14 protein-coding genes and 1 pseudogene are annotated in these 14,429 nt (G+C 52.9%); all 15 read right to left on the bottom strand.

What is annotated here, in order from left to right:
- Nucleotides 1-171: 171 nt before the first annotated feature.
- Complete coding sequence (locus C9914_RS01320; protein ID WP_106762856.1) at nucleotides 172-2,268, bottom strand: DNA topoisomerase 3; 2,097 nt, start codon at nucleotides 2,266-2,268, stop codon at nucleotides 172-174.
- Complete coding sequence (locus tag C9914_RS01315) at nucleotides 2,265-2,963, bottom strand: DUF4366 domain-containing protein (RefSeq protein WP_015542401.1); 699 nt, start codon at nucleotides 2,961-2,963, stop codon at nucleotides 2,265-2,267. Before C9914_RS01315 ends, C9914_RS01320 begins: the two co-directional genes overlap by 4 nt.
- Entirely contained in the window at nucleotides 2,953-3,210 is a 258-nt protein-coding gene (locus tag C9914_RS01310; protein ID WP_005928569.1) for a DUF4315 family protein, read from the bottom strand. The genes C9914_RS01315 and C9914_RS01310 overlap by 11 nt, the downstream gene beginning before the upstream one ends.
- 34 nt (nucleotides 3,211-3,244) lie before the next feature.
- Entirely contained in the window at nucleotides 3,245-5,308 is a 2,064-nt protein-coding gene (locus tag C9914_RS01305; RefSeq protein WP_106763255.1) for a CHAP domain-containing protein, read from the bottom strand.
- 38 nt (nucleotides 5,309-5,346) lie between these two features.
- Nucleotides 5,347-6,228 (bottom strand): DNA-methyltransferase, encoded by an 882-nt coding sequence (locus C9914_RS01300; RefSeq protein WP_005928563.1) that lies wholly within the window; start codon nucleotides 6,226-6,228, stop codon nucleotides 5,347-5,349.
- A complete protein-coding gene (locus C9914_RS01295) occupies nucleotides 6,225-8,654 on the bottom strand; it encodes a VirB4-like conjugal transfer ATPase, CD1110 family (protein ID WP_015542402.1) in 2,430 nt (809 codons plus the stop codon). The genes C9914_RS01300 and C9914_RS01295 overlap by 4 nt, the downstream gene beginning before the upstream one ends.
- Entirely contained in the window at nucleotides 8,602-9,012 is a 411-nt protein-coding gene (locus C9914_RS01290; protein WP_106762854.1) for a PrgI family protein, read from the bottom strand. The genes C9914_RS01295 and C9914_RS01290 overlap by 53 nt, the downstream gene beginning before the upstream one ends.
- A gap of 24 nt (nucleotides 9,013-9,036) precedes the next feature.
- Nucleotides 9,037-9,906 (bottom strand): VirB6/TrbL-like conjugal transfer protein, CD1112 family, encoded by an 870-nt coding sequence (locus C9914_RS01285; protein WP_005928553.1) that lies wholly within the window; start codon nucleotides 9,904-9,906, stop codon nucleotides 9,037-9,039.
- 16 nt (nucleotides 9,907-9,922) lie between these two features.
- Entirely contained in the window at nucleotides 9,923-10,138 is a 216-nt protein-coding gene (locus C9914_RS01280) for a Maff2 family mobile element protein (protein WP_005928550.1), read from the bottom strand.
- A gap of 210 nt (nucleotides 10,139-10,348) precedes the next feature.
- Entirely contained in the window at nucleotides 10,349-10,561 is a 213-nt protein-coding gene (locus tag C9914_RS01275; protein WP_005928546.1) for a hypothetical protein, read from the bottom strand.
- Nucleotides 10,554-11,828: pseudogene (locus C9914_RS01270) on the bottom strand (VirD4-like conjugal transfer protein, CD1115 family); the annotation flags it as partial. The pseudogene C9914_RS01270 and the gene C9914_RS01275, both read right to left, overlap by 8 nt.
- Nucleotides 11,829-11,863: 35 nt before the next feature.
- Nucleotides 11,864-12,130 carry a transposon-encoded TnpW family protein gene (locus C9914_RS11690; RefSeq protein WP_035300361.1) on the bottom strand — a complete coding sequence of 89 codons (267 nt, stop codon included), beginning with the start codon at nucleotides 12,128-12,130 and terminating at the stop codon, nucleotides 11,864-11,866.
- 84 nt (nucleotides 12,131-12,214) lie between these two features.
- Entirely contained in the window at nucleotides 12,215-12,634 is a 420-nt protein-coding gene (locus C9914_RS01260; RefSeq protein WP_021631987.1) for a cysteine-rich VLP domain-containing protein, read from the bottom strand.
- The gene (mobQ, locus tag C9914_RS01255) at nucleotides 12,631-14,097 is read right to left on the bottom strand and encodes a MobQ family relaxase (RefSeq protein ID WP_021631986.1); all 1,467 of its coding nucleotides are present in this window, start codon (nucleotides 14,095-14,097) and stop codon (nucleotides 12,631-12,633) included. Before mobQ ends, C9914_RS01260 begins: the two co-directional genes overlap by 4 nt.
- Complete coding sequence (locus tag C9914_RS11440) at nucleotides 14,098-14,391, bottom strand: DUF3847 domain-containing protein (RefSeq protein ID WP_021631985.1); 294 nt, start codon at nucleotides 14,389-14,391, stop codon at nucleotides 14,098-14,100. It abuts the gene before it with no gap.
- Nucleotides 14,392-14,429: the final 38 nt, after the last annotated feature.

Here is a 14,429-nt window from a genome sequence, read left to right as displayed (position 1 = left end):
GGACGCTGCGTTTGTGGTTACATAGTCCTACTACGGTGCGCCCGCATTTCTGCCAAAGATTTTTGAGGATTTTTAGAGGGTTTGGGAAACTTCCCAACAAGCAAAATCCCCGCCAAGCTCTACATGAGTGGCAGGGATTTTACGGAAGTGGGTACCCGCTTCCTATGCTTGCTATTCCAGTTCTTTGTCCTTTGAAATGGTTACTTTGTAGTTCACATACTTACCGCCCGTATCAGCTAAAAGCACCGTTCCGTCGTAGGTTTTTCCTGTTTTCGGAGAATACAGCTTTTTGACTGTTGCCTTGCCGGATTTCAAAAGTGCTGCGGCAATCTTCGGGGTAAAGACGGTTTTCCATTCCTCAAAGAAGCGGTCATTTTTCCACATGGCAAAGCTGCACTCTTTGTTGGAACAGTAGTAGTTTTTCTTTCCCTCATAGACCGGGGACTTGCAGCGGGGACACTTTCCAAGCTCTGTTTTTTCTGTCTTGAAAAGCTCCTGTTTCTCGCCTAACACGGAAGCATAGGTTTTTACAAGCTCCTGTGCCATAGTTTCGATACCCTGCATGAAAGTGTCCGGGTCGGCGTTGCCCTTTGCAATCTGCGTCAGATTGTTTTCCCATGCAGCCGTAAGCTGCGGAGAAGTTAAGCTGTCCGGCAGGACGCAGACAAGATTTGTCCCGTCTTTGGTGGGAAGCAGCTGCTTGCCCTTGCGCTCCACAAAGCCGCCTCCCACTAACTTTTCAATGACAGCGGCGCGGGTAGCGGGCGTACCAAGCCCCCGGCGTTCTGCGTCCGGGTCGGTGTCCTCATTCCCGGCGCGTTCCATAGCAGAAAGTAAGGACGCTTCATTGTGGGGCTTCGGCGGCGTCGTTTCATGCTCCGTAACCTTTGCAGCAGGGTTTTCAAAGGTCTGTCCCTCGGTAAAGTCCGGCACATCTAAAACAAGTTCGTTTTCGTCGTCGCTGTCCGGCTTCTTTTTGAGGGTAGCCCGGTAAAGCCGTTCAATGTTTTTCCACCCGGCAGCGATTACCGTCTTGCCCCTTGCCGTAAATTCATGGTCGGCGCAGGAGAAAACCGCCGTTACCGCTTCGTAAACGTGCGGCTCTGCGGTCGCCATAAGCAGACGCGCCCCGGTAAGGATAAGGATATTTCTTTCACTTTCCGGCAGCGTAGTAAGGTCAGTTTTTGCAATTTCCATAGTGGGGATAATGGCGTGGTGGTCTGATACTTTTTTGCTGTTCAGAACGCGGGAAATACTCTGTTCATAGGCTGCGCTCGCCATAAAGGGCAGCTTGCCGCAAAGCAGCGATACGATACTCGCCGCTGTGTCGCCCATGTCGTCGGTCAGATAGTTGCTGTCCGTTCTCGGATAAGTAAGCAGCTTCTTTTCATAAAGTGTCTGTGCAAGGTCAAAGGTCTGCTTTGCCGTGTACCCGTAGATACGGTTTGCTTCCCTTTGCAGAGAGGTAAGGTCAAAGAGCTTCGGCGGTATAGCGGTTTTATTTTCACGGGTCAAGGAAGTGCAGACAGCCGCCGACGCTTCGCAGGCCGCTTTCAGTTTGCCCGCTTCATCAGCGGCGCAGATCTTCGCGCTTGCCGCTTCTGCGCCGGGGAGCATAAGGCGCACATGGTAATATTTTTCTTTCTTGAAGTTCATAATGGCAGCGTCCCGGTCTACAAGCATTTTTAGGGTTGGGGTCTGAACGCGCCCCACGTTCAAGGTTTTTCCATACAGGCAGGAGAAAAGGCGGGTCGCGTTAATGCCGATAAGCCAGTCAGCCTTTGCCCTGCATAGTGCGGAATGATAGAGAGCGTCATACCTGCGCCCGTCCTTCAGATTGTCAAAGCCGCTTTTGATGGCGTCCGTTTCCATAGAGGAAATCCAAAGACGGGTAAAGGGCTTCTTGCAGCCCGCTTGATGATAGACAAAGCGGAAAATCAATTCTCCCTCGCGTCCTGCGTCGCAGGCGTTCACGACTTCCGAAACGTCGCTGCGCTGCATGAGGTCTTTTAAGATTTTGAATTGCTTTCCCTTGTCGGCAGCTACGGTGTACTGCCATTCCTGCGGCAGAATGGGTAAGCTGTCATAGCTCCATTTCCTGTACTGTTCCCCATAGGCGGCAGCTTCCGCAAGTCCTACCAAATGCCCGATACACCAAGAGATAACATAACCGTTCCCCTCGATATATCCGTCTTTCTTCTCCCTTACGCCAAGGGCGGCGGCAACCGCCGCCCCGACGCTGGGTTTCTCACAAATCACAAGTTTCATTCTTCCTCGTCCTCCTGTTCGGTGTCTGCGCTGTCAGCTTCTTCCGGCTCGTCCTCGTCGTATTCGTCAAAATCGAACTCGTCAAGGTCGGTGCTGCCTTTCACGTTCTGTTTCGGTTTCATAAACTTAACGTAGTAGAGGGCTGCGCCGCCGCCAAGCAAGCCCACGACAAGGAAAATCAAAAGCCCGCCCATGCCGTTCTGGGGCTGCTCCTGCTCGGCGGGTTCCTCCGGCGTGGCTTCCTTGCCTGTGCAGCTATCCATGTTGACAGAGCAGGCGGGGCAGGCGGTGTTTACTTCGCCCGCCTTGCATTTCTCGGTACAGTTGCAGACAGCCGGGGGTTGTTCGGTCTGTTCCTCCCCGATAATCGCCATAAGGTCGCTTTCGTCTACTTGATTTAGGAAGTGGACGGAATTTTCCCCCTCGGCTGCCCGGTCAACGATAATGTAAAAATAGTTGCCACCTTTGCTTTTCACGACGATAAACTGCTTATCCTCGGCAGCGTCCCCGTCAATGTCGTCCACAAGGGTCATGTTGCCCTCCGGGGTCAAGGGCTGCGGCTCGGTTTCCACGATTACGCCGCTGTCGTCGGTTTCTTCCGTCGGGGTCTGTGCATAGGCGGTAACGGAAAAGCCGCCCACAAGGACAAGGGCGGCGCAAAGTACGGTAAGGCTTGCAAGGATTTTATTCTTCATCTGCATTGTCCTCCTGTTCCTCATAGTCTGCGGGCATAGGGGCAATGCCCGGAATACCTCCGCCCGCAAGCATAGCGGTAAGCTCCTGCGGGGTAAGGCGCATAGAGCGCACAAGCTGAACGATTTGCAGATTTTCCGCTTCGGTTTTCTGTGCTTCCAGTCCGCGCAGCCTGTTCTGATACTCCGTGATTTTCTCACGGGTCTTTTGGATTTCCTTGTCAATTCTTTCGATTTTACTCATTGCCATAAAATTTTTCTCCTTTCGATTTTCAAAAAATGTGTCAGTTCCAGTTCATCAGCCCGTACCCTTTGATACAGGCATAGTCAAGGGGATAGCTCTTAATCTTGCAGGCGTCGCCGGAATTGCCCTCCACGGTATAGACGCGGCTTTCGTCCCTGCCGATAACAAGTCCTACATGGTCTGCGCTGCCGTCTAAATCCCAGTCAAAAAAGATAGCGTCGCCGGGGGCAATGTTTTCATAGCCCCGCGCTCCCCATTGTCCGTGAGAAGTAAACCACGGAATACCCTGCGACTGGCAGGCGGCAAAGCGCGGCTCGGAAAGTCCCATTTGCCCGTAGCACCAGGACACGAAACAGGCGCACCATTCCACGCGGGAATTAAAGCCGTACCAGCTCCAATACGGATAGCCGCCCACATTTCCGACTTGCCGTTTTGCAAGGTCAACGATAGCGGTATTGCCGGGGCGCGTTCCGTTTACAAAGTCCACGCCGCTTAAATCTTCCGACGCGGAAGTGTCGGGAGAGCCGCCGCCAAAGATAAGGGGCTTGTTCCCGCTTGTCTGTAAGTACACCCGGTACATTTCCAGTTGTTCCGGGGTCAGATTGTTTTCCGCAATGGTGGATAGTGGGGTATTCGTCAGCTTGACGTTCAAGATGTAATACTCATAAGGCACTTGTACCGTGTAGGTGTCCGTATGCTCGTTGCCGTCCTCATCTGTCCATGTGTCGGTGCGTTCTTCCTCCCGGTAGCGTATTTCCACTTCCTCGGTCAGCGTCAGCTTGTATTGTTGATTGAAAATCCGCTGTAATTCGCTCTGTACCTCGGCGCAGGTGTAGCTTTGGTATTTTGCGGTCAGATAAGACGCTAATTCATGGGGATTGTGTCCGATATTTGCAAGGTCATAGCGGTACTCGTCATAGCCCGGATTGTCGCGCTCGATATTGTCAATCCTGCTTTGCAGCTCGTTTTCCAATCCTGCGTAGCTGTTTTCCACTTCCACAAGGTCGCTGTCCTCGGACGTATAGGACGTTCCAAGCACGCCGTTTAACGTGCCGGAAAACATTGCCCCACAAGAGGACAGCCCGGACATAACCATGATAAAGAGCAGTAGCACCCCGACAGCGATTGCCACACCCGCCGGGTGCCTTGCCACAAATGCTGCGGTCTGCCTCGTTTTCTCGGCGGCTTTGGCTGCCGCCTTGCGGGTGCGTTCTGCCGCGCCCTTGATACCCTTTGCGGTATTGCGGGCTTCCTTTGCATACTGCCGCTTGATTTTCTGCTTCTGCCAAAACCGGGAAATGGGGTTACTGGTTAGCTGCGGGTTCTCATGCAGGGTCTTGTGATACTGAAAGTCCATATTTGCCCGAAAAGCCGCTTTTTCTGCCTTTGCCGCTTCCCGGTAGGGTTTCAGCTTATGGTTGCGGTAGTCCTGCTTGATTTTCCGCGCCCCGTACTTCAATCCCCGTTCTGCGGCTTCCTCGCTCTTGTGTGCGCCCTCCACGCCGGAATTATCCTTTTCGACAGAATGGATTTTGTTATGTACCAAAATCCCGGCTTCCTGTGTGGGGCGGGATAGCGGGTTGTGCTTCTCCTTAAATCCGGGCGGCTTGTCCTTTTCCTCAAAGTGCAGGCGGGTCTTGCCTTTCCCGGTGGTTTCGTCAAAGGTGCGCTCTTTTACCAGTTTCTTTTCTTTGGGGATAGCTGCCTTTGCCTTATCCAAGCGGTCGGCGGCTTTATCGGATTTCTTGATATACTTTTCAAGCTCCGGGGCAGCGCGTTCCTCGTCGGTAAATTGCAGCCGGGAAGATTTCGTCCCGGCGGTAGCTTCTGCCTGTGCTTTTCGTACTGCCTTTTTACTGGCTTTTCGTGTATGGGCGGCGTCGATATGCTTCATGACGCGCTCCGTTTTGCCTGTGTCCGCTTTGGGGGCAGCTCCCGGCACATGGGGAAGCGGGCTTGTATCAGATACCGGGGGAAGCTGCATAGCGTCCTGTGCCGCCTGTTGTTCCGGGGTCTTTTGTAAATCCGCGTCCCGTATGCGGTTGCTGATACGTTCCGTGTCTCCCGTGGTCTGATTTTCTGCGATAGCCCCGTCGCGGGTCATTTTCTGCGTGATTTTATCGCGGGGCTTTAATGGGTCTTTCAAGTGTTACCACCTCCAATCCGCGCCCCTGCAAGGGCGCAATACTCGGCGTTCAGTTCAATGCCGATATAGCGGCGGTCAAGGCTTTGCGCTGCAAGCCCGGTGGTGCCGCTTCCAAAGAACGGGTCTATCACAACGCCGCCTTTCGGACAGCCCGCAAGTATGCACGTTTCCGCGAGCTTCGGGGGATAGGCGGCAAAATGCCCGCCCTTGTACGGTACGGTATTGATAAGCCAAACGTCCCGCTTGTTTCTTGTGGTCGGCATAAGGGCGTCGTCATAATAGCTGCCGCTGCGGGGCTGATTGATACCCTGTACCTTGCCCTGTCCTGGTACTTCCTCGGCGTATTTGTGTCCTGCGCTGCGCCCTTGCCTGTAGCGCGCAGCCGTTCCCGGCGCGATCGGCTCTGCAATGGCGGCAGCGTCATAGTAATATTTCTTTGATTTCGTCAGTAAAAAGATATGCTCATAGCAGCGGCTCGGTCGGTCGCGGCAGCTTTCCGGCATAGGGTTTTCTTTCAGCCAGATAATATCGCTGCGTAAATACCACCCGTCAGAGCGCAGGGCAAAGGCAAGAAGCCACGGAATACCGATTAAATCCTTTTGCTTGCAGCCCGCTTTCATGCCGCTGCCGCAGTATGTGTCTGCGATATTCAGCCAAAATGTCCCGTCGTCTTTGAGTACCCGGCGCAGCTCCCGGAACACTTCCACAAGCCGCCCGATATACTGCTCCGGCGTGTCCTCACGTCCAATCTGCGCGTCAAGCCCGTAGTCCCTTAGTCCATAGTAAGGCGGGCTTGTGACGCAGCAGTTCACGCTTTCGCTCGGAAGCTCCCGCAGGGCATAGAGGGCGTCGCGGTTGATGATTACGTCTGTTTTCATGGCTTGCTCACTTCCTCCGGCTTTGTCGTAAGCAGACAGTAAAGCTCGGTGTCCGTCGGGAAGCGGTCAATGAACGGCAGCACCACATTCCCGTAAAAGATAAGCCCCTCGCCCGCTTCGGTGTGGGTTACATACTTCATCTGCTGCGGGGAGATGTTAAGCTGCTTTGCAAGGATAGCCCGGTCGCCCTGTGCCTGATTGAGCATGAGGACAAAATCGGAGTTTTCAAAGATATTCTCGACTTCGCGGCTGCTTAAAAGGTCTTTGACGTTCTGTGTGATAGCCGTCGGTATGCCGCCCCATTTACGAAAACGCTTCCAAATCTCCACAGAATAGGCTGCGGTCTGTTCCTCTTTCAAAAGCAAATGAAATTCGTCCATATAGTAACGGGTTGCCTTTTTCTCGGCGCGGTTGACGGTCACGCGGTTCCACACCTGGTCTTGCACAATGAGCATACCTAATTTTTTGAGCTGCTTTCCAAGCTGCTTAATATCAAAGCAGACAAGACGGTTTGAAAGCTCCACGTTGGTACGGTGGTTAAAGACGTTCAGAGAGCCGGAAACATAAAGCTCCAATGCCGCCGCAATGCGGGCAGCTTCCGGCTCCGGCTGTTTCAGCAGTTCGTTGTAGAGGTCGCCCAAAATCGGCATTTTTGCCGGGTCGGGGTCTGCAAGGAAAGGTCGGTACACATTCCTAACGGCGCGGTCAATGACGGTCTTTTCCACGGGCTGCAAGCCCTCTTTGCCGCCGATAACAAGCTCGCAGAGGGAAAGGATAAAGTCGGATTTCAAGGCAAGCGGGTTGTCGTCCTCGGAGTAGTTGAGGTTAATATCCATAGGGTTCACATACTGGGGCTTGCCGTCCATGCCTTTTCCGGCAGGCGACAGACGTATCACTTGCCCGCCCAAACGCTGCACAAGGGAAAAATATTCTGCTTCCGGGTCGCAGATAATAATATCGTCGTCGGTAATGAGAAAGGCGTTTGTCATTTCCCGTTTTGCCGCAAAGGATTTACCGCTTCCCGGTGTTCCAAGAATAAGCCCGTTGGGATTTTTCAGTTGCTTGCGGTCGCAGAGTATCATGTTGTTACTAAGGGCATTTAAGCCGTAGTAAAGGGCTGCACCCCTTTGGAAAAGCTCCTGCGTGATGAACGGGATAAAAATAGCGGTGCTACTGGTCGTAAGCCCTCTTTGAATGGGGATAAGGTTCTCCCCAAGAGGAATAGAGGACATAAAGCCCGCTTCCTGCAAATAGTCAAGGCGGGTCAGAGCGCAGTTGTTTTTCTGTGCAAAGCCCGCCGTAGCAAAGATGTCATTATCCAGTTTCCGCTTCGTGTCTGCCATGTTTACCACAAGGAACGTCAGCAGAAACATTCTTTCATTTCTGCTCTGTAAATCCTGCAAGAGATTTTTCGCTTCGCTGCCGAACGTGGCAAGGTCGGACGGAATTATATCCATATCGTACCCGCTGCGTACCGCCTTTTTCTGTTCCTCAATCTTCATCTTGTCGAGGTCGGTAATTTTGCGCTTGATAGTCTTGATTGCTTCGCTCTGGTCGATACTGCGGATATGCAGATTGACGATAATTCCGTTTTCAAGGTCGAGAATGTCCGAAAGCATACGGTCGTTCAGCTCCGGCGCAAGGATTTCAAGGAAGCTAACAGCACCGAGCTTGCGCCCCATGCGAAACGTCCTGCCGTCGCCAAAGCGGAACGAGGACGGGGCGATAAAGTCCTTTGTGGTAAGCCCGGACGGTACAAGCCAGTCCCAAGAGAAACGGAACGGCTCGCCCTCCGGGTGGAAAATCCCATGCAGTACGTTCAAGCGTTCCTGTCCGTTCATGGGGCGGGCGGTTACACCAAGCACCTTAAAATTATTGAGTACGTCGGTTTCGATACGGGAAAGGCGGGCTTTTGCCGCCGCAAGATTGTCCGCTTCAATGGAAAAGGTAATGTACTTGCACTTTTCCAGTCCGTTGTTGCCTTTTTCAAGCTGATTTTTAAGCATATCCGCGTACTCCCTGCGGATAGAGTTAAAAGCGTCGTCCTGCGCCGGAATTTCGATAGCCGCCTGTGCCTTTTCCTTTCTTGCACCCTGATTGATGAAAGAGAGCTGCACCGAAACGGAAGCGTCAAAGTAGTTGAGAAAATCGCACCAGTTTTCAAAAATGGCTGTCTTATCGTCTGCCTGTGCAAGCTGATAGTTAATATCTTCAAAGACAAGGCTTTTACTGTATTTCTTTTCCGTTACCCTGCAAATCCCGTCCGGGTACATCTGCAAGTAGGGAATGGTCTGTTGTGCGGTGCGGGGCTTCCCGTCGCCCTTTGCCGCCTGTATCACGGCGGCGATTTCTTTCTTTTCTGCGCGGGTCAGCTTACGCTTCACGGGATTTTTTACCGCGCGGGTCATGGTTTTTCGTTCTGCCATTGACAATAGCCGATACCTCCTTTTCCAGTTTTCGTTGTTTTTCTATGACGGCATAAAAATTTTCCGTCTGATAGGGGCGTTCCTTTGGTCGGATAAACTTTGTCTGAATGACGTTCTTTATCACGATTTCAAGGGGCTGCCCGTGTTTTTCATACATTGCCAAGAGGAAGCAGGGAAGCATAACGACAATCATTGCAAATGCCGCCATGCTTGTTCCCGCGCTGTCTTTGAGCAAAAAGAAAAGCGGTAGTCCTATAGCGAGGGCTGCCGCAAAACATATAATCTGCCGCTTTGTCAGATTAAAAGCGACTTTCGTTTTGATTTTTGATAAGTCTTTGGGTACGGGTACATACGCCAAGTGAAAACCTCCTCCTTTCGGTCTTTAATGGGCGTTAAATATTGACTTCGCAAGTGCGCCTGTTTTGAATAGGGAGAAGCACAAAATCACGGTGTAGGCTGCAAGGGAGAAAATCGCGCTGTGCAGGTTGTCCGCTACAATCATGCTGCCAACCAAAACCGCATAAATGCCGACGCATATCATTATGAGGAAGCCTTGAAAACCGAGGGCGAACAGGGCTTTTAAGTAGTTGTTGCCTATCTGCCCCCACTCTCTGTTGGTCATAGTTGCAAACGGGATAGGCGATACCGAACAGTAAAGGTAAATTTCTATCATTCTGCCGTACAGGATAACCGTGATAAGCACCGACATGATTTTCATGCAAAGGCTCACAAGGCTTGTTTCCATAACGAGCAAAAGCAGTTCGGGGATTTCCATAGCGTCAAGTCCGGCTTGCATGGACGAGAGGGCGGCGTCAACGTCGATATTCGTATTGCCGCCGATCACGCCCGCTGCGCCGGAAACAACGTGCTGCGCCATATCGAACACCGCCATAGTGATAGTAAAGGTGTGGGTAACGAGATACACCGCTACCCACGCCTTGAAAAACCACTTAAAGAACATGAACGTGTCAATATCGTGCATATTGTTCTTTTCCGTTACCATGCTGATAAGCTCCACGCATAGAACGTAGGTAATGACAAGCCCCGCAATGGGTACAATCACATTTTCCGACAAACTCTGTATCATGGAAAATATGCCTGCGTTCCACCCCTGCGGGGTTTGTCCTACCTCTGCGGCGATAGTTCCGACTTTTTCGTTTACGTCCCCGAACATAGTTGACAGATTACCGTTAATGGCTCCAATGAGGATTTCCTTTATCCATTCGTTAATCGCGTCAAGTATGCTCTGCATAGGCTAACCCCGCCGCTTAACCGAACAGGCCGGAAAGCAGAGGTACAAGGGTGCCACCGATAAGGGCAACGCCGCCGCCCGCCATGAGCTGCTTCATGCCCTGGCTTTTTGCACCTGGGTTGTCATTTCCGTAGCCCTCCAAGAGGTTGATAACGCCCCAAATGCCAAGACCTGCTCCGAGAGCGATAACGAGTGTCTGTAAAACGCCTACTGCGCTGTTGAAAAATGCCATAATATAACTCCTTTCTGCCGCTGTGCGGCTGCCCGAAAAAGGGCATAAAAAACGGCGGTCAGTTTTCGATAACTGCCGCGGTCATAAGTCCCCGCGCTGCGTTTGTTGCTGCGGCGCGGCGGTATTCAGTTGTAAGGGTGCGGCTTCCTGCCGCGATACGCGCAAGGAGTAGGGGCGCGTACCATGTAGCCCGTGTTTATTATTTTTACTTTAAGCTCCCTCCTTTTCAAAAAGTGGTGTGTAGACAGGCATAATGCCGTACTGCCGTTCCCGGACAGCTTCGATATACTTGATATAGGAAATACCTGCCTGTCTTGTCCTGCGTTCCTGTTCCCGCTGCATTTCCTCGGCAGCTTCCACAAGCCCGCTGATAGCCCGGATTAGCTGCTGTTTTGCCTTTTTCTTTCTGATACGCTTATTCATTTTCTGTGTCCTCCTGCAAATCTGCTTCGTCAACTTCGTAATAGTCAAATACCTCGTCCGGCTTTACGATTGCAGGACGGCGGCGCAAGTGCTTTTCCATGTCAAAGGCATTTTTCTTGTCAAAGTCGGAAAGGTACTTGTACTTCGGGTGTTTGGTAATATCGTATTTTTCGGAGAAGAACGGACGCACCCCGCGTAGTTGCAAGATACATTTCCCGCCGTCCATGACCGCAATTTCATCTTCGCTCATAAGCTGCTTGCCTAACTTCTGATAGTTCAGCCCGTGGGAAAGCTCCCGTCCTCTTGTTTCGGAAGTGTTGAAGCTGTCAATGGTTTCTTTCCCCAAGATTTCCGACATTTCTTTAAGGGTCGTTTTCTCCTTGCCGCCCAAGAACAGGGTCGTATCGCAGTTGCCGACAATGGTATCGGCGTTGTCCTTGTAGATAGCCTTTAGCTGCGACTGGCTCTGCAAGATGATGGACGCGGAGATTTCGCGGCTCCTTATCGTGGCAATGAGTTTTTCAAACTTCGGTATCTGCCCGATATTTGCAAACTCGTCAAGCAGACAGCGCACATGAACAGGTAGCCGCCCGCCGTACACATCATCTGCCTTGTCACAAAGCAGATTGAAAAGCTGTGTGTAAAGGATTGATACAACAAAGTTAAAGGTGTCGTCGGTGTCGGAGATAATAACAAAAAGCGCGGTCTTTCGGTCGCCTAAGGTGTCAAGCTCCATTTCGTCGGTTTCCATCAGCTCGCGCAGTTCCCGAATGTCAAAGGGGGCAAGACGCGCACCGCAGGAAATGAGGATAGAGCTTCTTGTTTTTCCGGCAGACAGCAAAAACTTCTTGTACTGGCGCACCGCAAAATGTTCCGGGTCTTTTTCCTCCAAGCGTTCAAACATGAGGTCAACGGGGGATTGAAATTCCGGGTCGTCCTCGCGGGCTTCCGACGCATTTATCATTTCAAGCAGCGTCGTAAAGTTTTTCTCATTCTCCGGGGCTTCGTACCAGATGTAGCCGATAAGGGCGCAGTAAAAAAGCCGTTCCGATTTCACCCAAAAATCCTCGCCGGATTTTTCCCCGTCGCCTTTGGTGTTGGCGATAATGGTATTTACCAGTTTCAAAATATCCTTTTCGCTGCGCAGATAGGCGAAGGGATTGTACCGCATGGATTTCTTGAAATTGATGGTGTTTAGCACCTTGATTTTGTACCCGCCCCGCTGCAAGAGCTTTCCACACTCGATTAAAACCGTTCCTTTCGGGTTTTGTCAATAAGGATAGAGAAAAAAGTAAATTATTTTTATGAGGTTACAACATCGGATTGAATAAGGCGCAGTACCTTGTCGGTAAAGGTTTCCCGGCTGGTCTGGCTGAAATGGAAATAAATATCAAAGGTCGTACCGCCAACGGTCTTTACCATATCGGGTGGCGGTACGTCCGGGGCGGGTGAAGCGTTGCCGCCCGCCATCACGGGCAGGGGGATGGCCTTGCCCTCTCTGCTGGTGCTGTCGCTCCCCTCCGGGGCGGGGATGGTGCTGGTGATCGTCATGCTGGGGTCGTAGGTCATAGGCTCTCCTTTCATCATTCATCAAAGTTAATCCACGTGAGCGCCATTTTGCCGCCCACGTTGGAGTGGGGGAAGGGGAATGTATTAGTCCCCCTTTGAGGACTGTCCACAAGCCCCCTGATTGCAAGGCTTTTCAGCCTCTAAATGTCCACGCCTGCGGCGTTCCCGTTCGCTGGCAGCTTTCTTTCTCCGGCGCACATTGGCGGCGCACTCGTCACAGTATTTGCCCCGATTGGAGCGCGGCACGAACATCGCCCCGCACTCGGCACAGGGCCGCGCCTGTCCTCGGTGGAGCAAGGCGGCACACAACCCCTTGTCTGTTGGCAGGACGGCGGCGCGGAACCATTTACAGACCAGGGAATAGGTGATACTCTGGACGCAGACACAAGGCTCCCAGCCGTCATCAAGAGCAAGACAGTTGCCGCCGTCATAATTGCAGCAGTCATGCACCAGCCGCCGGACGGCTCGGTACTGCTGGTAGGTCAGTCGGGGAATGCCGTTCACCGCTCCACCTCCCGGCGTTTCTGCTGGGTCTGCTCCTGCTGGTGTATGGCAGCATCGGCGTTCCGCTTCACCTGTTGAAGCCGCCGCAAATCGTCTTGGATAGGCTTGTACTGCTCATACTCGGCTGTGTACTCCTGGTGAAGCCTCGCCTGTTCCTGTTCCCACGCATGAACGGGGATTTTACCAGCAGGGGAACGGTGCTTGTCCAGCTTCCGGCGGGCCATGTGGAACGTCCTCAACTCGTTCTCATGCTCCCTCTCGAATTTTTCCCGCTTGCCCTTCCACTTGATACCCTGCAACTCGTCATAGACGGGCTTGGTGTCTCGGTAGAGGTCAACAAGGCGAAGCAGTTCCTTCAATTCGTTCAGACGGTCACGCTTCGCTTTCATGGATGTGTTGATGGCCTCCGTTCGTTCACTCTGGGCGGCGATATGGGTCTCTAAATCTTCCAGCGTAGCGATGCCCCTCTCGGTCAGAAAATTGATGGCCTCGGCAAAACCTTTAAGATTTCCAATCCTGGCGTTGCGGCTCCATGCTCCGGCGTTCCGGCCCTCATAGTAGTCGGTCAGCAGGGCGGCAAGGGTCGGGGCCTGGGGCTTGCTCAATTCTTCTTTTATGGCCTTAATCCAATCCGTCAGGCCGGCGATTTTCTTCCGAATATCCCGCAGAATGTTGTTGGCCTTTTTTATCCAGCGGTTCAGATCGCCCTTGTCGGTGGGGATGCCCTTGGCCTCCATCTGGCGGACGGCCACGCCCTCATGGACGGTGGGCAGCAGGTCAAGGCCCTGACGCTCATAGGAGCGGTGGTCGATGCGGCAGGTCAGCCCCTTTTCCTCAAACTTGGCGTTCACCATAGCGGCCCACGCCTCCCGCCAATGTTCCAGTGTTTCCGGGCTTCCCCAGTCGGTAGTGGGAACAGCGTCAAAGAGGGGCTTGCCGTCCTCTCCCATAATGCGGTTCCCGTCCTCGTCCAGACGGTAGCGGCGGCGCTGCTTGCACCCCCATTTGCCGTCTGGCTCAATGGGCCGGATGGGGCAGAGAACATGAAAGTGCGGGTTAGGAATACCGCCGTCCTCCTTGTCCGGCTGGTGGATGGCAAAGTCGGCAATCATGCCCCGGCCCACAAGCTGCTCCGAAACAAATTGCCTTGCAAGAGCGATGTTTTCCTCCAATGAAAACTCGTTCTGCAAGGCAATGTCAAAGCTATATGCAAGCTGGGCTTTCTTGCCGCGCTCGGCCTTCTCCACGGCGTTCCAGAGGGTGGCGCGGTCTTGGTACTGGTTGGGGGCCTGGGGCGGCAGGAGAATGTCTGTGCAGACCACGCCGCCCTTGTGGGTGTAGTCGCTGACCTCGCCATAGTATTCGCTATACAATTTCTCCCCGGCTCGGTAGGCGGCGGACGTGACAACAGACTGTCCCGCGCTCCGTTTGACCTGGGTAACGTGGAGATGGAACAGGGCCAATTATCCGCTTTCCTGCTGGTCAGTGGCTTGGCTCACCAGGGCGGCAACTTCCGGCAGGGAAAAGACCTTTTCCATCAAAAGAAAAAAGGCCCTTTCGCTCATGCCGCGCACCTCCGGGGCGATACTCTCCACCGCTCCGCCACGGGTGATAAGTCGGTGGTTTCGCTTCTTCCTTTCGCCTTGGGTGTAGTAGCGGATGCGGTTCTCATACCGCTGGCCTCTGTGCTGGTACTGCTCCAACTTAGCGGTGGCCTCAGCATACTCTTTCTCTAATTCTTCGCGTGACTTGTCCATCGTGTTTGACCTCCTTCTTGGCAAAACAAAAGACCGTC

This window comes from Pseudoruminococcus massiliensis (assembly GCF_900291955.1).
GTDB lineage: Bacteria > Bacillota > Clostridia > Oscillospirales > Acutalibacteraceae > Pseudoruminococcus > Pseudoruminococcus massiliensis.
This window is presented reverse-complemented; position numbering and strand designations above follow the sequence as displayed.